The organism is Pseudomonas sp. UM16, assembly GCF_050312595.1.
GTDB lineage: Bacteria > Pseudomonadota > Gammaproteobacteria > Pseudomonadales > Pseudomonadaceae > Aquipseudomonas.
Genome location: NZ_JBNPJT010000014.1, coordinates 1 through 19,861, shown reverse-complemented (window position 1 = coordinate 19,861; position 19,861 = coordinate 1). Strand labels below are relative to the sequence as shown.

Below are 19,861 nucleotides of genomic sequence, written 5' to 3'. Positions count from 1 at the left end.
GATTGCTCATGTCCTTTGCTTCCCTCGGTCTCTCCGAGGCTCTAGTCAGCGCCATCGAGGCAGCAGGCTATACCCAGCCCACTCCGGTGCAACAGCGGGCCATTCCCGCCGTGTTGCAAGGTCGCGACCTAATGGTCGCCGCCCAGACAGGTACTGGTAAAACTGGCGGTTTCGCTCTGCCGATCCTCGAACGCCTGTTTCCAGGTGGTCATCCCGATAAATCCCAGCGTCATGGCCCTCGCCAGCCGCGGGTGCTGGTACTGACCCCAACGCGTGAACTGGCCGCCCAGGTACACGACAGCTTCAAGGTCTATGCCCGCGACCTCAAATTCGTCAGCGCCTGCATCTTCGGTGGCGTAGGCATGAACCCACAGGTTCAGGCCATGGCCCGTGGTGTTGATGTGCTGGTGGCCTGCCCGGGTCGCCTGCTCGACCTCGCCGGCCAAGGCAGCGTCGACCTGTCCCACGTCGAAACGCTGGTATTGGACGAAGCCGACCGCATGCTCGACATGGGCTTCATCCACGATGTGAAGAAGGTCCTCGCGCGGTTGCCCGCCAAACGTCAGAACCTGTTGTTCTCGGCAACCTTCTCCAAGGACATCACCGACCTTGCCGACAAGCTGCTGCACAACCCCGAGCGCATCGAGGTTACTCCGCCCAACACCACCGTTGAGCGTATCGAGCAGCGGGTCTATCGCCTGCCGGCCAGCCACAAGCGTGCCCTGCTCGCTCACCTGATTACCATGGGCGCCTGGGAACAGGTGCTGGTCTTCACCCGCACCAAGCATGGCGCCAACCGCTTGGCCGAGTATCTGGAAAAGCACGGCCTGACCGCCGCAGCCATCCATGGCAACAAGAGCCAGAATGCCCGTACCAAGGCCCTGGCCGACTTCAAGGCCGGCACTGTGCGCATCATGGTCGCTACCGACATCGCTGCTCGCGGCCTGGACATCGACCAGCTGCCTCACGTGGTCAACTTCGAACTGCCTAACGTCGAAGAAGATTACGTGCACCGTATCGGCCGCACCGGTCGTGCTGGTCGCTCGGGTGAAGCGATCTCGCTGGTTGCTCCAGACGAAGAGAAGCTGCTCAAGAGTATCGAGCGCGTCACCCGCCAGAAGATTGCGGATGGCGACCTGATGGGCTTTGATGCCTCCAAGGTCGAAGCCGAGAAGCCTGAGGTCCGCGAACGTCCGCAGAACAACCCACGCGGCGGCCGTGGCCAGCGTGCCGATGGCAGCAACACCGGCAACGGCGGACGCAAGGACAAAGGCAAGGATCAGGGTAAGGAAAAAGGGCGCGACAAGGACAAGGAAAAAACCGCAGAGAAATCTGCCGGTGGCCGCCAGGATCGCAAACCACGTGACAATAAAAAGCCACGTCAGCCTCAGTCTGCCCAAGCAGGCGTCCCATCGGCGCCAGCCAATCGTGATCCGGAAGAGTTCCTGGATGACGAAGTGGACAACTTCGGTAACCGCGCCGACTACGTCAGCCCTTACCAGAACAAGGGCAACCAGGGCCGCAATCGTCGCCCGGGCGCTCCCGCCCAGACGGGTGCTGGTGCTGGTACTAGTGGCCAACCACGTAGCGGCGGCCAAGGCCGCAACAATGGTCCGCGCACCGGCGGCGGCACTAGCGGCTCGGCCTCGGGTGAAAAACGCGGTGGCGCACGCAATGGTGGCGGTGGCCAACAACGCCGTGACGGTGGTGGTAGTGGTGGTCGCAATCGCCGCCCCAACAGTGACAACTCATCGAGCGAGCCGGCTGTACGCAACCCGCGTGAGGGCCAACCGCAACCGAAGATCATGCACAAAGAGTCAAAGATCGACCGCTTCCCGACTGCCGAGCAGCTTGAACAATTGCCAAGCCGCCCGCGTGGCGAGAAGCCTGCACTGCTGACGCGTAACCGTTGATTCAGCAGTCGCAGAAACAAAAACGCCGCCCCTAGGGGCGGCGTTTTTATTTCTGCATACAGCGATGTTACTTCTGCTTGATGCCTTCGATCGAGATATTCAGCACCAGGGTCTGCGAGCTCGGGCCAGGGCCTTTGATGCCGAAGTCATTCAGGTTCAAAGTCGTGGTAGCGTCGAAGCCTGCACGCTCACCGCCCCACGGATCCTTGCCTTCGCCGTTGAAGGTAGCCTTGAAGGTGACCGGTTTGGTCACGCCGTGCATGGTCAGATCGCCGGTTACGTCAGCAGTTTTCTCACCGGTCGATTTGACGCTGGTGGAGACAAACTTGGCCTCTGGGTACTTACTAACGTCGAGGAAGTCTTTACTGGCGATGTGCTTGTCACGCTCGGCGTGGTTGGACCACAGGCTGGCGGTTTTCAGGTCGACAGAGATTTTGCTGGCTTCAGGCTTAGCTGCGTCCCAGCTAAAGGAACCATCGAAATCCTTGAAGGTACCGTGAATGAAGCTGTAGCCCAGGTGGCTGATCTTCCAGTCAACGAAGGCATGCTGGCCTTCCTTGTCGATCTTGTAGTCTGCAGCCATGGCTTGGCCGGCCGAAAGCAGTGCGGTACCGAGCGCCAGAGCGGCAAAAGTCTTTTTCAACATGCGTCTATATCCTTTGAAGTTGAGGTTGAACATCAAGCTTTGCGGCCCAACATGCGTGTCAGGGTCGCGTCACGGTCGATAAAGTGGTGCTTCAGGGCTGCCACAGCATGCAACCCGGCAAAAATCACCAGGCCCCAGGCCAGGTAGAAATGGATTTCACCGGCTACATCAGCCTGATCGGGCAAATTGCTGACCAGCGCAGGCACTTCGAAAAGGCCAAATACCGGAATAGCCGCGCCATCGGCAGTAGAGATCAGGTAACCGGCGATCATTACTGCGAACAGGCCGAAGTAAAGCAGACTGTGCCCAGCCTTGGAGGCGGCGCGTGTCAGTTTGCCGTGGTTGGGCAATGCCGAAGGCGGCGGGCTGATAAAGCGCCAGACAACCCGCAGCAGCATGACAGCCAACAGCACCAGACCGATGCTCTTGTGCAGGTCAGGCGCGTCTTTACGCCATGGGCTGTAATAGTCGAGCCCCATCATCCACAGGCCCAGACCGAACAAGCCAAAGACGACCAGCGCAACCCCCCAGTGCAGGATGATGCTGACAAAGCCATAACGAGAAGTTGAATTGCGCAGTTGCATTGCCGTGTTTCCCTGTAAGAACTGTGCTCAAGACTAACGATTTATCTATCGAATTAAAGCGGAAAATTTTGCTTCGAAATATCGACAAAAACGATTGATAGTGTGAAACAGCGCTATTAAGGAAACATTAACTACTGGGGAAGGAAGGATCTCACCGGGTGGAGATCCCACAGGTACTGCATGCACTGCGTACCTGTGGGAGCCGGCGTTGACGGCGATACGGTCACTGCATTATTGAGCCTTGGCCTGGATATTGGCCACTGGCTTTTTAATGGGTTCAGCCTTAGCGGCTGCTTTCTTGACCGGTGCAGTTTTGGGCGCCGTCTTCTTCGCCTGCTCGCTTTTGGCCACTGGCTTTTTCACCGGAGCCTGCTTGACCGGCGCTTTGACAGGTGCCGCCTTCACGGGCTCCTGCTGGGCCACTGGTGCCACAGCCGGCGCGGTTGGCGCTACAGGCGCCGCAGCCGCGTCACCTGCTTTGGCAGCAGGTTTCTCGACCGGCTGGTCTTCAGCGCCAAACATCCGCGAAAAGAATCCTGGCTTGCTGTCTTGTTTCTTCGCAGGCTCAGCAGCCTTGGCAGACTTGTCAGAGGCCCCACCGAACAGATTGGAGAAGAAGTTACCCTTGCTGGCCGCTACTGCCGAAGCAGCGGCAATGGGCGCAGCGCTGGCCGGATCAAAGGACTTTCCGGCCGCCAGGTCCTGAACCTGGCTAGCTGCGCGCTGACCGCTGCGCAAGGCACCTTCCAGGGTACCTGGGTAGAGGGCATCAGTATGCTCGCCAGCGAAGGCGACACGTTGTACCGGACGCTCCCACAGGCGCCAGAACTTGCTGATCTGACCTGGGCCATAGGCCAGGTAGGCGCCGCCCATGTTGGCGTCGGTACTGTAGCGGCGAACTTCGTAACCGGTGAAGGCACCACGAGCCTGTGGATAGAACGCATGCATGCGGATCAACACCTGGTCGACCATCTGCTTGTCGCCAAAGGCCTGCAGCAGACGCGCATTGTCACCCGACAGATTGATGACAACGTTAGCCCCACCTTTGAGCGCCGGTTCGATCCACAGCATGCCCAGGCCGGTATTGCTGAAGATTTCCCCGGACATACGCGCACGGCTCTCCCACACCGGCGTCTTGAATTTCAGCAACAGCTGATCGCGCCAGCCGTAGTTGGTGCCTTTGAGTGCGGCCAGATGCTTGGTGTCCAGGCCCGGGGTCATCTGGATCTTCGCCAGGGCGCGTAGAGGTACGGCGAGAACGACGTAATCAGCCTGATAGCCGACACTGCCGACTTTGACAGTGACGCCGTCCCGCTCTTGGATAATGGCGCTGACCGGCGAGCTGGTCTTGATGGTTTTCAGTTGTTTGACGAACGCTTGGGCCAACACCGGGCTACCACCCGGCAGGCGTGCGGCGCGCAGGTCGCGATCACTGACACCGCGGTAAACACGCGTCTGTTGAGCGAAATAGAGCAGCGACAGACGTGACGGCTCGTCGTAGCGCGTACGGATTTGCTGATTGATCAACTGACGAGCGGTAGTCGGCAGTTGCAGTTTATCCAGCCAACCGGACACATTGAGCTGATCAAGGGCGAACAAGGTGCTGTTGGCCGCCGGGTTCTGCGGGTCGTCAATTGAGCGAGCCAAATCGTCGAGGGTCTTTTCATAGCGCTTGAGCGCCTCGGCAGTAGCTGGCTGCTTGGTGGTCAGGTCGGCCGAGCTGTAATACTCGCCATCAATCAGGTAACCCGGTGTACGGACGAACTCCGGTGCTGGCAGGGTTTCGATCTTGAAGGTGTCGAGATACTGATTGAGGACCGGCTGGGCCTTGCTGTTGCCGATCCATTCGCTGGTGGCCAGCCCCGAACGCCCGCCCATCCCGGATTTGGCCTCCAGCACGGTGACCTGCCAGCCCTTACCCTGCAGTTCATACGCCGCTGTCAGGCCAGCCAGACCGCCGCCGATGACGATTGCCGTCGGAGTTTTGTCTTTGGCCAGCGCGACGCCGCTGAACAGTCCTATCATTACGAGCGCACAGGCGCGCAGCCACCGAGCAGACATTTTGGCGAACTCCGGATCAAGCAGAAATTTAGGGGGGATCCCCCTGGAAAGAATAGCCGAAGGATACGCCAGGCCAAGCGCCATCACCAGCGACGCCAACGCGCTGAATGCACGTCACGGGTTGTCCTCAGCCGACGCATTGCATAGGCTTGCGCCGCATGTCCGCGCAGTCGTCGCCAGGAGAATAGAAATGGGCCTCAATCAACAGTGGATGGAACGTGACCTGAAGGTCCTGTGGCACCCCTGCACTCAGATGAAAGACCACGAACACCTGCCCCTGATCCCGATCAAACGTGGCGAAGGCGTGTGGTTGGAAGACTTCGAAGGCAAGCGCTATCTCGACGCGGTCAGCTCCTGGTGGGTCAACGTCTTCGGCCATGCCAACCCGCGGATCAACCAGCGCATCAAAGACCAGGTCGACCAACTTGAACATGTGATTCTCGCCGGCTTCAGCCACCAACCGGTGATTGAGCTGTCCGAGCGCCTGGTACAGCTCACGCCTGAAGGGCTGACTCGGTGCTTCTACGCCGATAATGGCTCTTCGTGCATCGAAGTGGCGCTTAAAATGAGCTTTCACTATTGGCTCAACAAAGGTCTGCCAGAGAAGAAGCGCTTCGTCACCCTGAGCAACAGCTACCACGGTGAAACCATCGCGGCGATGTCTGTGGGGGATGTACCGCTGTTCACCGAAACCTACAAAACACTGCTGCTCGACACCATCAAGGTGCCGAGCCCTGATTGCTATCTGCGCCCTGAAGGGGTGAGCTGGGAAGAGCACTCACGCACGATGTTCCAGGCCATGGAGCAAACCTTGGCCGAACATCACGACAGCCTCGCAGCGGTGATCGTCGAGCCGCTGATCCAGGGTGCCGGCGGCATGCGCATGTACCACCCGGTGTACCTCAAGCTGCTGCGTGAAGCCTGCGACCGCTATGGCGTGCACCTGATTCACGATGAAATCGCCGTCGGCTTCGGCCGCACCGGAACGATGTTCGCCTGTGAACAGGCTGGCATCCGCCCCGATTTCCTCTGCCTGTCCAAGGCCCTGACCGGCGGCTACCTGCCACTGGCCGCGTGCCTGACCACCGACGAGGTGTACAACGCCTTCTACGACGACTACTCGACCCTGCGCGCCTTCCTCCATTCGCACAGCTACACCGGCAACCCGCTGGCCTGTGCCGCGGCGCTGGCGACCCTGGACATCTTCGAGCAGGACAACGTCATCGAGAATAACAAGGCCCTGGCTCAACGCATGGCCAGCGCCACCGCGCACCTGGCCGACCACCCGCACGTAGCGGAAGTACGCCAGACCGGCATGGCCCTGGCCATTGAAATGGTTCAGGACAAAGCCAGCAAAACGGCCTATCCATGGCAAGAACGTCGCGGCCTGAAGGTCTTTGAACACGCCCTGACCCGCGGTGCCCTGCTGCGTCCATTGGGGAGCGTGGTGTACTTCTTGCCACCGTATGTCATTACCCCGGAGCAGATCGACTTCCTCGCTGAAGTAGCCAGCGAAGGGATCGACATTGCTACCCGCACCGGTGTCAGCGTGGCGGTCCCCGCCAACTTCCACCCCGATTTCCGCGACCCGGGCTAAAACACATCGCTGGCAATGCCAGCGATGAGCGCCCGCCCCGCCAATACACTTTCAGAGTTTGCAGATGAGACTGTCCCGCTTCTTCATTGACGCCCCCTTGAGCCTCGGCGAGCACGACCTGCCGGAGGCCCAGGCCCATTACATCGGCCGCGTACTGCGCATGGCAGTCGGCGACGCCGTGCAGCTGTTCGATGGCAGCGGCCAGGAGTTCCTTGGCCAGTTGCTGGAGGTCGGCAAGAAAACCGTGCGCGTTCAACTCAACGAAACCTTTGCCGGGCCAGCAGACTCGGGCCTTAAGGTTCACCTCGGGCAAGGCCTGTCACGCGGCGAGCGGATGGACTGGGCAATCCAGAAAGCCACCGAACTGGGCGCCAACATCATTACCCCAATCGTCAGCGAACGCTGTGAAGTAAGGCTCAAGGATGAGCGCGCCGACAAACGCCTGGCGCACTGGCGCCAAGTGGCAATCAGCGCCTGTGAGCAATGTGGCCGTTCCAGCGTGCCGCAGATCAACCCACCTGTGCTGTTGGCCGACTGGCTCAAAGCCTGCGATGAACAGCTCAAGCTGGTACTGCATCCGGTCGCCGAGCCACTGCTCAGTCACCAAAAGCCAGACAGCCTGGCGTTCCTGATCGGCCCTGAGGGTGGCTTGAGCGAGGCCGAAGTCGAACAGGCCAAGGCCGCCGGTTTCCATGCCGCGCGTCTCGGCCCGCGGGTACTGCGTACCGAAACCGCACCAGTGGTGGCATTGGCCGTGGCCCAGCAGCTGTGGGGCGACTTTTAAAGCACGTAGAAGAACACGGCAATGAAGTGCAGCAGGCTGCCGGCGATGACAAACAGATGCCAGATGCCATGCCAATGGCGAAAACGGCTGTCATAGGCAAAGAAGATAATGCCGATGGTGTAGAACGCACCACCGGCAGCTAGCCAGGCAAACCCTGCGCCGCCAAGAGTGGCCAGCAGCGGCTTGACCGCAACCAGTACGATCCACCCCATCACCGCATAGATAACAATCGACAGTATGCGCGCTTCGCTGCGTGGCTTGATTTCCTGCAACATACCGATCACGGCCAGCCCCCAAACCACGCCGAACAGGCTCCAGCCCCAAGGGCCACGCAGACTGACCAGACAAAAGGGCGTATAGCTGCCAGCTATAAGCAGATAGATCGATAAGTGATCGAGCTTGCGCATCAGCACTTTGGTCTTGCCGCGCACGCTGTGGTAGAGGGTCGAGATGCTGTAGAGCAAGAGCAAGGTAAAGCCATAGATGGCCAGGCTGACGATCTTCCAGGGATCGCCCTGCAGGCTGGCCATGACCAGCAACCAAATGACGCCGACACACGCCAGCACTGCGCCGACCAAATGCGTCCAGGCATTGAAACGTTCACCGTGATACATACGAAAGGGTCCTCCAAACTACGGACTGGCTTCCCATCCTACACAGGCAAATATTTCAAACCAGCCCTGCCGCCTCAAGCATCTGCTCCAGCGCCGGAAGATCAGGAACCCTGGCAACCTGATCGCCAACCTGTACCGCCGCCAGCTCCAGCGTCGCCAATGGCACATCAACGTAGTTGAGCTGGCTGTCGAGCTTGCAGGAGCGTGGAATGCCTTGCACCAACACAGCGATAAAGCGCAAACGACTGCCACCCAAGGCGTTGAGTACGACAATCCTAGCCCGATCACCGACTTGAACCTGACCACCACACGCCGCCTCGAAACTAAGCAAAGGCAGACGCTGATTGCGCCAGTCGATCCAACCGAGCATCCACTGTGGCTGTTCAGGCGCCGGGGTACCCGGTTGGTAGCCGATCAGCTCGGCCACCGCGACATTGGGCAGGACCAGACAGCGGTCAGCCAGCGCCAACAACAAACCGGTGAGGCTGCTGCGGCGGCCATTACGTACGGATTGTTCAAGCATGACGGCTCCAAAGCGCAATACTCTGCAGCAACACCGACTCCTGATAGGGTTTGCCCAGGTAGTCGTTGACGCCAATGGACATGGCCCGGTCGCGGTGCTTCTGGCCGGTTCGCGAGGTGATCATGATGATTGGCAGGTCCTTCAAAACGGGATCGTGACGAATCTGCGTGGCTACCTCAAAGCCGTCCATACGCGGCATCTCGATATCCAACAGCAGGACATCCGGACGGTGTTCCTGCAACAACGCCATGGCATCGACGCCATCCTTGGCGGTCAACACGTTCATGCCGTGACGTTCGAGTAGGCGCCCGGTCACCTTGCGCACCGTGACCGAATCATCGACCACCATCACCAGCAACGGCCGCTTCGGTGCCCTGTCAATCTGCACCTGATGGCTACGGACTGTGCTGCCAGCCTGGAACCCGTGGCGCTGCTGCCAACCGCGCAGTTGCCCAGGCAAATCCAGGATCAGCACCACTCGCCCATCACCGAGCAAGGTCGCTCCGGACAATCCCTGAACGCTGGCAAACTGCGGGCCCAGGCTCTTGACCACGATCTCGCGGCTGGCTGCCAGGCTGTCGACCTGGATCGCATACTGCTGCTCATGTGAATGCACCAAGAGTACCGGCAACGGCAGGCTCTGGCCCAGCAACCGCGGCTGAACCGCACCTTGCAGTAGCTCACCGAGGTAACGCAGTTCATACCGATTCCCGGCATATTCATAGTGCGGCGGATCAAGCTGATAGCAGGCTTCCAGTTCGGCTGGCGGGACCCGCACAATGCCCTCGATGGTGTTGAGCGGCACGGCGTACTGTTCTTCGCCGTAATGCACCATCAATGCGCGGTTGACCGACACGGTGAACGGCAAGCGAATCAGAAAGCGCGCGCCTTTGCCGGGATTGGACTCGATCACCATCGAGCCGCCGAGCTGTTTGACCTCTTCATGAACCACGTCCATGCCCAGGCCGCGCCCCGATATCTGGGTGATTTTCTCCGCGGTGGAGAACCCCGGCTGCAGGATGAACTGCATGACCTCATGGTCGCTGAGCACCATGTCGGGGTCGAGCAAGCCACGCTTGATCGCTTTGCGGCGTACCGCCTCCAGTGGCACACCGGCACCGTCATCGACCATTTCAATGACAATGTCGGCACCCTCGTGCAACAGGCTCAAGGAAATCAGCCCCTGCTCCGGTTTGCCGGCGGCCAGACGCCCCTCGCGGGACTCCAGCCCATGGTCGACAGCGTTGCGCAGCATGTGCTCCAGCGGCGCCACCATGCGTTCCAGTACGCTGCGATCCATTTCGCCTTCGGCATTGCCGACCACCAACTCGACCTGCTTGCCCAGCTCGCTGGCCACCTGCCGCACCACCCGCTGCAAGCGTGGCACCAAGCGCTCGAACGGCACCATACGCGTGCGCATCAGGCCTTCCTGCAAATCACTGTTGACCCGCCCCTGTTGCTGCAACAGGCTCTGCGCGTCCTGGGCGCGCAGGGTCAAGGTTTCTTTCAGATCCAGCAGGTCTGAGGCCGATTCAAACAAGGCCCGCGATAGCTGCTGCAGCTGTGAATGGCGGTCCATTTCCAGTGGATCGAAGTCATCATAAACCTGGCCATCGCCATCACCCTGCCGTCCGAGGACCCGCCCCTGGGTTTCGCTGTCCAGCCGACGCAATTGATCGCGCATGCGCTCCAGGGTGGTTTCCATCTCGCTCAGCGCCACTTGGGCATCATTGACCTGCTGCTCGATGCGCCCGCGAATGATCGAGTGTTCGCCGGCCAGGTTGCCCAGGTCATCGAGCAAGTCCGAGGCCACCTTGACCATGTCCACCGGACCGCGCTCCGGCACGGCCGCCGGCGCCTCCTGCGGTGCCAATTCCGGTTGCACTTGGTGCGCAGCGGCATCGGCAAGCGCCGCACTGCTGAAGTTGCGAATGTAGTCGATCAGGGCTGTCGCGGCATGCAACGGTTGGTGCAAACGTACCGCATCAAGCATGTGCGCCAGGCGGTCATGGCAGTTCTGCAACAGGCTGAACAGTGCCGCACTTGGCTGCAACTGCCCGGCTGCCAACAGCTCATAGAGAAATTCCAACTCATGGGCGAGGTCGCCGATCGCTGCGATCTCGACCATGCGTGCGCCCCCCTTGAGGGTATGCAGGTCGCGCAGCAGGTTCTCGACTTCGACGCCATTGCGCGGCTCGGCCTGCCAGCGCAGCAACGCGGCCCCGGAGCTTTCAACGATATCAAAGCTCTCTTCGAGGAAAATATCCAGCAGCTCCTTGTCGCCAGCGTCCTCGACCGGGCCGGCAACTTTATCGGTTGCCACGGCAGGTGGCGCGCTATGGCGGAACTCACGCAGTGCGGCCAATAAATCCACGGCAGCTGAGGACGAGCGGCCCGCCTGCAATTGTTCAAGTATTTCTGCAAGGCGTGCATGGCTGCGCTTGAGCAAGCTGAACAGTTCAACTGCCGGGGCAAAGCGTCGGTCGGCCAAACCTTCGTACATCAGCTCCAGTTCCTGCGCCAGCACTTCGACCGCGCCAATGGCGGCCATCTGTGCCCCACCCTTGAGAGTCTGCAAGTCACGTTGCAGTGACGACAGCGCCGGTACATTGTCCGGATCGCTCAACCAACGCTCCAGGGTCTGGTTCGCGCCTTGCAGCACATCGCTGGCTTCTTCTAGAAACAGCTCAACCACAGCCGGATCTGCCGTCAGCGCTGCCGTTGCAGCGCTCAAATCGGCAATCTGTGCCTGGCCATGTTGATGCCTGATCAGGCCAGTGGCGTTGGGTGCCAACGCTTCGTCGAGCAACTCGCGCAACGCCTTCAGACGCTCTGGCCGCGAGTCCACTTCTTGACCGGCAGCGATTTGATCGAGCATGTCGATCAGCGCCTCGTGGGCAAGTTGCGCTTGTTCGAAAAAGCGCGCGCTGACCGCCAGGCTGCTTTCCTCAACCGCGCCATACAGGTCCAGCAATGCCTCGCACAGGTCATCCACCTGCCACAGGTCGGCCAGATGGGCGCTCTGCCCCAGGGTCGTCAGCTCATCGAGCAGTGCGGTGAGTTCCTGACGTTCTCCAGGGTGCTCTTGCCAGCGCAACAACAGCGATTCGGCATCGAGCAAAATATCCATGCCCTGGGCCAGAAAGCTGGCGATCAGTTGCGGATCGCGCTTGATCCGCCCGCCCTGGCTCGGTGCCTGCAACAGCGCCTGCAGGCGCGCGTCGACAACCTGGTAAATTTCCTCGATCAACGTTGCCGCCCCCTTAATCGGCGTCAGCGGTGACTTGGACAATTGTTCCAGACCACGGCGCAACAGCGGCTCAGCGCTTTCCAGCAGATAGATTTCCTCAAGATCGAAGGCCAGTTGATGGGCCTTGAATTCGCGCGCCAGCAAATCGAGCGCGCCCGCCAGCTCGGCGATCGGGGTGACCCCGGCCATGGCGGCGCTGCCTTTGAGGGTGTGAAAGGCACGTTGCAGATTGTCACTGACCGGTTGTGGCAAGTATTGATCGGCCGCCGCCAGGAAACGCTCGAGGCTGGCCAGATGCCCCTCGGCCTCGTTGCGGAAAATCTCCAGCAATTGCGGATCGATGGCCTCGTGGGCATCGGCTTCATGCGGTGCATCATTCATCGCCAGCGCGTGCAGACGCAACGCCAACTGTTCGACGTCCTTGCTGGCCTGCGCCTGGCCATCAGCAAACGCCAACAGCAACCTGGGAATCAGGTCCAATGCCTGCTGTAGGCTGGCCAACGGCACTGCGCAAATTTCCACGCGCCCCTCAAGCACACGATTGAGCAAGTGCTCAGCGGCCCAGGCCAGTTCGGCCAGGCCTTGCGCCCAGACCATCCGCCCGCTGCCTTTGAGGGTGTGCAGGCCGCGGCGCAGTTCCACCAGCGCATCACGGTCGGCGCTATTGGCTTGCCAGCGCGCCCATTGCTGATTCAGTTGCGGCAGCAACTCATCGGCTTCCTCAAGAAACACCGCGCGCAGTTCGTCATCAACCACGGGCGTTTCGATCACCGGGTTCTTGACCTCCAGCACTTCAGGCTCTGGCTCAGGTACATAACCGAGGGCAGCCAAGCTGGCCTGCGCGACATCAAGAAACTGCCTGGGGTTAGCCTGTGGATCAGCCACCAGCCACTGCAGATAGCACTCACACGCGCTCAGCGCATCGGCCAGGTGCGCCAGGGCTACGGCATCGGGTGGCGCAGCACCAAGCATGTGCGCCTGAACATAATCACCACAGTGGCCAAACAAAGCCGCCGCTCGGGGCAGCATGAGCATCGCCAGAGCACCGCGAATCTGTTGTAACAAGCCCGGCAGCACCAACAGGCGCTGTGGTTGCCAGCCAGCCTCGAGGCAATCACCCATCTGGTCTTTGACCTGCTGCAACACCGTGTGTGCTTCGTCGAGGACCAAATGGCGGATTTCAGCCAGATCGGTGCCGGGCAACGAGCTCTGGTTGGGGTTTTGCTCCAGCGGGCCGACCATCCCCGCCAGGGTCGCTTCGACGTACAGTAGCGCCCCGGCAACATCCATCAATACCGCATCGTCGGGCGCCCGCTGGCCCTGAGCCAGACTCTGCAACACCAGCACCTGGTCGATGATCACTCGGCGCGGCTGGCCGAAGCTGAGCACAGCCAGGGTGTCAGCGATCTGCCGCAGCGGCGACAGCAGCGGCTGCAGGTCGTCCAGCCGTTGACGGTCGCCGCGCACAAACAGGTCCAGGCGCTCCTTGACCCGCATCAGGTCTTCACACAGCGCCGCCACCACCGAACGCAAAGCATCGCGATCAGAGCCGGCCTGCAGACGCTCGCGCAAAGAGCCCAGCGACAAATCGAGGTTGGCCAGTTCCTCGGCCGCTGCCGGTGCCGCGCCTGACAGGCTGGCTTGGCCCAGCGCCTCGACGCCGCGCTCTGCGCGCAGCTGGTTGAGCACCGGCAGCACCACCAGGGGCAAGTCGCGTCGGGCGCTACGCAGCCGGTCCAGGTACAGCGGCAACTGTTCAAGGCCGCGAAACAAAGCCCCCAGGGCTTCACCGCGCTGGCTGACGCGCTTTTCCCTGAGCGCCAGGCCCAACTGTTCCAGCTCTTCGGCCAGCAGCGCCGCGCCATTGAGTTCGAGCATCAGCAGACAACCGCGTACCTGGTGCAGGTTATCTATAAATCCCACCAGATCATCTTCATCGCCAGGTTCAGCGCAAAAGTGCTCCAGCGCCAGACGCGCCTTGCCCAGGCAATCAGCAATGGCGCCCTTGACCCAGGTCAGGGCTACCGTGTCGTGCCGCTCAGCCATATCTGCTCCTGTTGCCATGATCACTTGCGAGCACTCAACGTGGCGGCGTCGGTGGCAGGGTGAAGCCTGACACCGAACGGCGCATCTCGCTGGCCATGCGCGCCAGGTCGCCAATGCTTTCGGCAGTCGCGCTTGAGCCAGCCGAGGTCTGCGCAGTGATCTGCTGGATCACTGCCATGGTATGTGAGATCTGCCCGGCCGATGAGGTCTGCAGCTGGGCGGCATCCGAGATGCTGTGGATAAGCTCGGCGAGGGTTTGCGACACACCTTCGATTTCTTCCAGGGCGACGCCGGCATCCTGGGCCAGTCGCGCACCGCGCACCACTTCCGCCGTGGTTTGCTCCATGGAGATCACCGCTTCGTTGGTGTCGGTCTGAATGGTGCGCACCAGCGCCTCGATCTGCCGGGTGGCCGAAGATGAACGTTCCGCCAGGCGTTGCACTTCGTCGGCGACCACCGCGAAACCACGCCCCGCTTCACCGGCCAGCGATGCCTGAATCGCCGCATTGAGGGCAAGGATGTTGGTCTGGTCGGCAATGTCATCGATCAGGTTGACGATATCGCCGATCTCCTGAGACGACTCACCAAGGCGCTTGATGCGTTTGGCGGTGTCCTGAATCTGCTCACGGATGTTGTCCATGCCGTGGATGGTGTTGTGCACCACTTCGTTGCCCTTGTTGGCAATCGCCACCGACCGTTCGGCAACCTTCGCCGATTCATAGGCGTGAGTGGACACCCGGTCGATGGATTCAGCCATGTCACCGACAGCCAGCGAGGCTTCGGTGATCTGTTCTGCCTGATGTTCTGAGGCCTTGGCCAACTGGTGCGCAGTGTTCTGGGTATCCTGCACGGCGCTGGCCACTTCCTCGGCGCTGAGGTTGATGGTGGCGACCAGATCGCGCAGTTGATCGATGGAGTAATTGATCGAGTCGGCAATCGCCCCGGTAAAATCCTCGGTGACCGAGACCATCACTGTCAGATCGCCATCGGCCAGGTCTTCGATCTCATCGAGCAAGCGCATGATCGCTTGCTGGTTACGTTCGTTCATTTGCGCGGTTTCACGCAGTTGCCGATGGGTCTCTCGGACCATCACCAAGCCGATCAGGATAATCGACGCCAAGGCCAGCAGGCCCAGGACATAACCCCCGACGGTATCCAGGGTGCGGCCACTGGCCAGGTTCTCAAAACCGTTGGCCAGGCGCGAAGCCTCGTCAAGCAGGGTCTGCGACTGGTTGAAGATATTCCCGGCCGCCTCGCGTACGCGGAATAACTCCGGCGAGGTTTCGAGGATTTCATCCACTGAACCGGCAACGAACTGGAACAGCTCGGCAATGTCTGCCAAGCGGGCCCGGGCATCCAGATCCTCAACGCGGCTGATCTGCAGGGTCGAGTTGCCCGCCAGCATCCCTTCGAGCACCTGGCCGAAGCGGCTGGCGTCACGCCCGAACGCGTCTGCCGCTTGCACTGCCGTGTCATCACCCGCCAGCACGGTGTTGACCGAACCGAGGATGCGTTCGGCCAGCAATGACTGACGCTGGGCGACTGCCACCTGACTGGCTGGCGCGCCGCTCTGTAACAGGATTTCGACGACTTTTTCGTACTCGACCTGCAGCTGCGGCACGGTCTCGGCCAAAGTCGCGGCGACCTGATGCAACGACAGCACGGTCTGCTCACTGGCCAGAATGGTGTCGGTGTTCTTGCGCAGGCCTTCCCAATCGCGCAGTACCGCCTCCATCTCGTTGCGTACCGCCGGTGGCGCGGCAGGCAGGCCGGTGACTGCATCACCCTTTTCCAGGTAGCCCCAGCGCTGCTCGAAGTCGTTACGCGCCTCGCCGAGTAAGCGGAACGCCCGCGCCTTGCCCGCTGCCGCCTCGGTGGCGTTCTTGGCAATCCGCTGGGACAGCACCCGCAACTCACCTGCGTGCCCGATGTACTGCTTGTCGTAGTTGGCCTGGGTGTTGAGGTAGGCGAAATGGGCGAACAGCAGAATGATCGACAGGATCAACACGACGAACAACGCCGCGATCCGGGCGCTGCTGCGCGAGCCTTGGGGCGAAGTTGGCGTACTGGTCTTGGTCACGAATCTGGCATTCCTTTACAACGCCACGTCAAGAAAACCCGGGGCCTGAGCTAAGGCTAGCGGACTGAAGATGGCCCAGCAGCGTTGCCGCTGGAAGTGGCCCTGGACAAACGGCGCAGCACCGCTGAGCAACGGGTTTGGCGGCGACAGTTCGAGGCTGTGCAGGGGGAAATGCTGCAAGCCCAGCACCTCATCGACCAGCAATCCGACAAATAACTCCTCATGATCGAGCACCAGCACCCGACGCTGCTTGCGCGGTGCCGACAGGCCCAGGCCAAAGAAGCTGCACAAATCCATCACCGGCAGCAGCCGCCCCCGCAGGTTGGCCACGCCACTGACCCAGGGTTTGACTCCAGGAATTCGGCTTAGGTGCGGCTCGTGCAACACTTCGGCAACCTCGCCCATCGGCGCGACGAACCACTGCTCGCCGATGCGAAAGCCGATGCCGCTCCAACTTTGCAGGCGGGTTTCCTGCAGCGGCAAGTCGGCTGCCAATAGTCGGCAGCGCCGGTCGATATCCAGGAGCAGTTCAAAGGCTGTCAACGACTCGCCCATGGGCCGAGTGGTCAACCTTTGAGGACGCCGTTGAGCACCTTGATCAGGGTTTCTTCATCCACCGGTTTGGTCAAGTAGTCGCTGGCACCTTGGCGTTTGCCCCAGACTTTGTCGGTTTCCTGATCCTTGGTGGTGACGATGATCACCGGAATTGCTGCCGTTTCAGGATCCTTGCTGAGCTGGCGAGTCGCCTGGAAGCCATTGACCCCGGGCATGACGATATCCATCAGCACCGCGTCGGGCTTTTCGTGACGCGCCAGGGCCACGCCATCGGCGCCGTTTTCGGCCTTGAGCACCTGATGCCCGTGCTTCTCGAGCATTCCGGTCAGTTTGTACATTTCGGTCGGCGAATCGTCGACGATCAGAACTCGGGCCATGCTGTTCCCCATCAAAGGAATCGACGCCGCCTTGGCGCGGCGTCAGGGTGCGTGTTGTTCTTCTGCGGCGAATCCGGGCACATGGGCCCTGATTGCGTCCAACAGTTCTTCCTTGCTGAATGGCTTGGTCAAAAATTGATCGGAGCCGACCACTCGGCCCCTGGCCTTGTCGAACAAGCCATCACGGGACGACAGGAGAATCACCGGCGTGTCCTTGAAAGCGCTGTTGTGCTTGATCAGCGCGCAGGTCTGATAACCATCCAGACGCGGCATAAGCACATCGACAAAAATAATCTGCGGATGCTGGTCGACGATCTTGGCCAGGGCATCAAAGCCGTCGGTGGCAGTGATGACCTCGCAGCCTACTTCACTGAGCAACATTTGGGCGGTCCGACGAATCGTTTTCGAGTCATCGATCACCATCACCTTCAGTGCCGCACCGGGCTGTTCCATAATTGCTCTACCATCGCTGCTCGCTTAGAGCGGCAAGCTACAAGTTTCAAGCGGCAAGAGAAAGCAGACTGACACCCGGCATGCTTTTTCTTGCCGCTTGCAGCTAGCGGCTTGCAGCTGGAGACGGCCGTGCAGGCCACGTGCCAAGCCTTTTTAGCACACTCTGGAGGTGCATTCCATCGGCCCGCGTCATGGCTCGGTACGCTACCGCTGCGGATGCGTTTTTCCCTTGACCGCCAGCGCCGCGGGCGCCACCCTGACGCCACTTTTCATTAGAGCCAACGCGGCACATTGCCGCCAGAGGATATAGCCCATGAGCGTTCGCCTCGGGATTGTCATGGACCCCATTGCGCGCATTTCCTATAAGAAGGACAGCTCGCTAGCCATGTTGCTTGCCGCCCAAGAGCGCGGCTGGTCGCTGTTCTACATGGAACAGCAGGACCTCTACCAAGGCCAGGGCCAGGCCCGCGCGCGCATGCGTCCGTTGAAGGTGTTCGCCGATCCAGAGCACTGGTTCGAGCTGGAAGCTGAACAAGACAACGCCCTGAGCGATCTGGACGTGATCCTGATGCGCAAGGATCCGCCGTTCGACATGGAGTTTGTCTACAGCACCTACCTGCTAGAACAGGCCGAAGCCGCTGGCGTGCTGGTGGTCAACCGCCCGCAGAGCTTGCGCGACTGCAACGAGAAGCTGTTTGCCACCCTATTCCCGCAGTGCACTCCGCCGACCCTGGTCAGCCGCCGCCCGGACATCATTCGCGCGTTCGCCGCCGAACACGGCGATGTGATCCTCAAGCCGCTGGACGGCATGGGCGGCACCTCGATCTTCCGCCACCGAGCCGGCGACCCGAACCTGTCGGTGATTCTCGAAACCCTGACCGCCCTGGGTGCCCAGCAGATCATGGCGCAGGCTTACCTGCCCGCGATCAAGGATGGCGACAAGCGCATCCTGATGATCGATGGCGAGCCGGTGCCGTACTGCCTGGCGCGCATCCCGGCCAGCGGCGAAACCCGTGGCAACCTCGCGGCCGGTGGCCGTGGCGAAGCCCGCCCACTGACCGACCGCGATCGCTGGATTGCCGAACAGGTCGGCCCGACCCTGCGCGCGAAGGGCTTGCTGTTCGTTGGCCTGGACGTAATCGGTGAGCACCTGACCGAAATCAACGTCACCAGCCCGACCTGCATCCGTGAAATCGACAACGCCTTTGGCACTCGCATTGGCGTGCAGTTGATGGATGCCATTGATCGCCAGCTCAAGGCGCGCTGACCGCCGACGCGGAGCAACCCGGCAGAGTGGGGTATCATGCGGGTCGTTTTTTGACCTGTACACCCGCTCTGCCGGTTTCCCCCCGGCCTTGTGGCTGCTGGATACCTGATGACGCTGCCTGCTGACATCCCTGCCGACTTCATCCCGCCCCGCGTTCGCCCGGCGGATCGGCTCGGCTTTACCTTGTTTTTGGCCGCCCTGCTGCACTTGGCGCTGATTCTCGGCCTGGGCTTTTCCTTCGCCAAGCCGGAAGAAATCCGCCGCACCATGGAAATCACCCTGGCCACCTTCAAGAGCGAGAAAGCGCCGCAGAAGGCCGACTTCCTGGCTCAGGATAATCAACAAGGCAGCGGCACCCTGGACAAGAAAGCGGTGCCGACCACCACCGAAATTGCCCCGTTCCAGGACAGCAAGATCAACAAGGTCACACCACCTCCGGCAGCCAAGCCAGAAGTGAAGCCACAACCGACGCCGCCTAAAGCCGTAGTCACTACCAAGGCGCCGAAACCGGAAAAAGTCGAAACTCGACCGAAGGAAACCAAGCCACAGCCCAAACCCAAGGCCGCGACGCCGGACTTCGACAGCTCGCAGCTGTCCAGCCAGATCGCCAGCCTCGAAGCCGAGCTGTCGCAAGAGCAGCAGCTGTACGCCAAACGCCCGCGTATTCATCGTCTCAATGCCGCCTCGACCATGCGCGACAAGGGCGCCTGGTACAAGGACGAATGGCGCAAGAAGGTCGAGCGTATCGGTAACCTCAACTATCCCGATGAAGCCCGTCGCCAGCAGATCTACGGCAGCTTGCGGCTGATGGTTTCGATCAATCGTGACGGCTCACTGTATGAAGTACTGGTGCTGGAATCTTCCGGCCAGCCGCTGCTCGACCAGGCCGCTCAGCGTATCGTCCGCCTGGCGGCGCCATTTGCACCGTTTACCGGCGATCTGGCGGACATTGACCGCCTGGAGATCATCCGCACCTGGCGCTTTGCGCGCGGCGACCGTTTGTCGAGCAATTAACCTGTGGGAGCAACTGTCTCCACCATGCTATTCGTCACCGCCATTCGGTACCGTCGCGTAGCATGGCGTTCAGCCTGATCAGCAGTATCCGCATACA

At 60.8% G+C, this 19,861-nt stretch carries 15 protein-coding genes; 5 read left to right on the top strand and 10 right to left on the bottom strand.

The genetic code is table 11. The features are described from left to right. Positions 1 to 8: 8 nt before the first annotated feature. Positions 9 to 1,913 (top strand): DEAD/DEAH box helicase, encoded by a 1,905-nt coding sequence (locus tag ACQRAX_RS17475; RefSeq protein ID WP_412040518.1) that lies wholly within the window; start codon positions 9 to 11, stop codon positions 1,911 to 1,913. Between the two features lie 67 nt (positions 1,914 to 1,980). Here the strand turns inward: ACQRAX_RS17475 and ACQRAX_RS17470 are convergent, their stop codons facing one another. From ACQRAX_RS17470 to ACQRAX_RS17460, 3 genes are all read right to left on the bottom strand, one after another. Next, positions 1,981 to 2,559, bottom strand: a complete 579-nt coding sequence (locus ACQRAX_RS17470; protein WP_412040517.1) for a YceI family protein — start codon at positions 2,557 to 2,559, stop codon at positions 1,981 to 1,983. 32 nt (positions 2,560 to 2,591) lie between these two features. Continuing rightward, on the bottom strand, positions 2,592 to 3,143 hold the full coding sequence (locus ACQRAX_RS17465; protein WP_412040516.1) for a cytochrome b: 552 nt from the start codon (positions 3,141 to 3,143) through the stop codon (positions 2,592 to 2,594). A gap of 231 nt (positions 3,144 to 3,374) precedes the next feature. After that, a complete protein-coding gene (locus tag ACQRAX_RS17460) occupies positions 3,375 to 5,204 on the bottom strand; it encodes a flavin monoamine oxidase family protein (protein ID WP_412040515.1) in 1,830 nt (609 codons plus the stop codon). A gap of 190 nt (positions 5,205 to 5,394) precedes the next feature. Here ACQRAX_RS17460 and ACQRAX_RS17455 point away from each other — a divergent pair, with 190 nt between their 5' ends. Together ACQRAX_RS17455 and ACQRAX_RS17450 are read left to right on the top strand one after the other, a co-directional pair. Then, positions 5,395 to 6,801: an adenosylmethionine--8-amino-7-oxononanoate transaminase gene (locus ACQRAX_RS17455; protein ID WP_412040514.1), complete on the top strand. Its 1,407-nt coding sequence runs from the start codon at positions 5,395 to 5,397 to the stop codon at positions 6,799 to 6,801. Positions 6,802 to 6,865: 64 nt separating this feature from the next. Next, positions 6,866 to 7,585, top strand: a complete 720-nt coding sequence (locus ACQRAX_RS17450; protein ID WP_412040513.1) for a 16S rRNA (uracil(1498)-N(3))-methyltransferase — start codon at positions 6,866 to 6,868, stop codon at positions 7,583 to 7,585. On the opposite strand, the gene trhA is transcribed toward ACQRAX_RS17450, so the two are convergent. Genes trhA through pilG form a run of 7 tightly spaced genes read right to left on the bottom strand, consistent with a single transcriptional unit; the run spans position 7,582 to position 17,483 of the window. Further along, entirely contained in the window at positions 7,582 to 8,199 is a 618-nt protein-coding gene (gene trhA, locus ACQRAX_RS17445; protein ID WP_412040512.1) for a PAQR family membrane homeostasis protein TrhA, read from the bottom strand. The two genes, ACQRAX_RS17450 and trhA, sit on opposite strands and share 4 nt — an antisense overlap. Positions 8,200 to 8,254: 55 nt before the next feature. Continuing rightward, positions 8,255 to 8,722, bottom strand: a complete 468-nt coding sequence (locus ACQRAX_RS17440) for a chemotaxis protein CheW (protein WP_412040511.1) — start codon at positions 8,720 to 8,722, stop codon at positions 8,255 to 8,257. Beyond that, positions 8,715 to 14,018, bottom strand: a complete 5,304-nt coding sequence (locus tag ACQRAX_RS17435; protein WP_412040510.1) for an Hpt domain-containing protein — start codon at positions 14,016 to 14,018, stop codon at positions 8,715 to 8,717. Before ACQRAX_RS17435 ends, ACQRAX_RS17440 begins: the two co-directional genes overlap by 8 nt. Before the next feature lie 34 nt (positions 14,019 to 14,052). Beyond that, entirely contained in the window at positions 14,053 to 16,098 is a 2,046-nt protein-coding gene (locus tag ACQRAX_RS17430; RefSeq protein WP_412040509.1) for a methyl-accepting chemotaxis protein, read from the bottom strand. Positions 16,099 to 16,113: 15 nt separating this feature from the next. Beyond that, the gene (locus tag ACQRAX_RS17425; RefSeq protein WP_412040508.1) at positions 16,114 to 16,668 is read right to left on the bottom strand and encodes a chemotaxis protein CheW; all 555 of its coding nucleotides are present in this window, start codon (positions 16,666 to 16,668) and stop codon (positions 16,114 to 16,116) included. Further along, positions 16,665 to 17,030 carry a twitching motility response regulator PilH gene (gene pilH, locus ACQRAX_RS17420; RefSeq protein WP_038615379.1) on the bottom strand — a complete coding sequence of 122 codons (366 nt, stop codon included), beginning with the start codon at positions 17,028 to 17,030 and terminating at the stop codon, positions 16,665 to 16,667. The genes ACQRAX_RS17425 and pilH overlap by 4 nt, the downstream gene beginning before the upstream one ends. 42 nt (positions 17,031 to 17,072) lie before the next feature. After that, entirely contained in the window at positions 17,073 to 17,483 is a 411-nt protein-coding gene (gene pilG, locus ACQRAX_RS17415) for a twitching motility response regulator PilG (protein WP_412040507.1), read from the bottom strand. Positions 17,484 to 17,796: 313 nt separating this feature from the next. Here pilG and gshB point away from each other — a divergent pair, with 313 nt between their 5' ends. Both gshB and ACQRAX_RS17405 read left to right on the top strand, forming a co-directional pair. Next, the gene (gshB, locus tag ACQRAX_RS17410) at positions 17,797 to 18,750 is read left to right on the top strand and encodes a glutathione synthase (protein WP_412040506.1); all 954 of its coding nucleotides are present in this window, start codon (positions 17,797 to 17,799) and stop codon (positions 18,748 to 18,750) included. Positions 18,751 to 18,858: 108 nt separating this feature from the next. Further along, entirely contained in the window at positions 18,859 to 19,764 is a 906-nt protein-coding gene (locus ACQRAX_RS17405; RefSeq protein ID WP_412040505.1) for a TonB family protein, read from the top strand. The last annotated feature ends 97 nt before the right edge of the window (positions 19,765 to 19,861 follow it).

Bases quoted from the DNA above. Each gene is read 5' to 3' on its own strand.
- ACQRAX_RS17475 (WP_412040518.1), top strand. From the start codon at position 9: ATGTCCTTTGCTTCCCTCGGTCTCTCCGAGGCTCTAGTCAGCGCCATC.
- ACQRAX_RS17470 (WP_412040517.1), bottom strand. From the start codon at position 2,559: ATGTTGAAAAAGACTTTTGCCGCTCTGGCGCTCGGTACCGCACTGCTT.
- ACQRAX_RS17465 (WP_412040516.1), bottom strand. From the start codon at position 3,143: ATGCAACTGCGCAATTCAACTTCTCGTTATGGCTTTGTCAGCATCATC.
- ACQRAX_RS17460 (WP_412040515.1), bottom strand. From the start codon at position 5,204: ATGTCTGCTCGGTGGCTGCGCGCCTGTGCGCTCGTAATGATAGGACTG.
- ACQRAX_RS17455 (WP_412040514.1), top strand. From the start codon at position 5,395: ATGGGCCTCAATCAACAGTGGATGGAACGTGACCTGAAGGTCCTGTGG.
- ACQRAX_RS17450 (WP_412040513.1), top strand. From the start codon at position 6,866: ATGAGACTGTCCCGCTTCTTCATTGACGCCCCCTTGAGCCTCGGCGAG.
- trhA (WP_412040512.1), bottom strand. From the start codon at position 8,199: ATGTATCACGGTGAACGTTTCAATGCCTGGACGCATTTGGTCGGCGCA.
- ACQRAX_RS17440 (WP_412040511.1), bottom strand. From the start codon at position 8,722: ATGCTTGAACAATCCGTACGTAATGGCCGCCGCAGCAGCCTCACCGGT.
- ACQRAX_RS17435 (WP_412040510.1), bottom strand. From the start codon at position 14,018: ATGGCTGAGCGGCACGACACGGTAGCCCTGACCTGGGTCAAGGGCGCC.
- pilH (WP_038615379.1), bottom strand. From the start codon at position 17,030: ATGGCCCGAGTTCTGATCGTCGACGATTCGCCGACCGAAATGTACAAA.
- pilG (WP_412040507.1), bottom strand. From the start codon at position 17,483: ATGGAACAGCCCGGTGCGGCACTGAAGGTGATGGTGATCGATGACTCG.
- gshB (WP_412040506.1), top strand. From the start codon at position 17,797: ATGAGCGTTCGCCTCGGGATTGTCATGGACCCCATTGCGCGCATTTCC.
- ACQRAX_RS17405 (WP_412040505.1), top strand. From the start codon at position 18,859: ATGACGCTGCCTGCTGACATCCCTGCCGACTTCATCCCGCCCCGCGTT.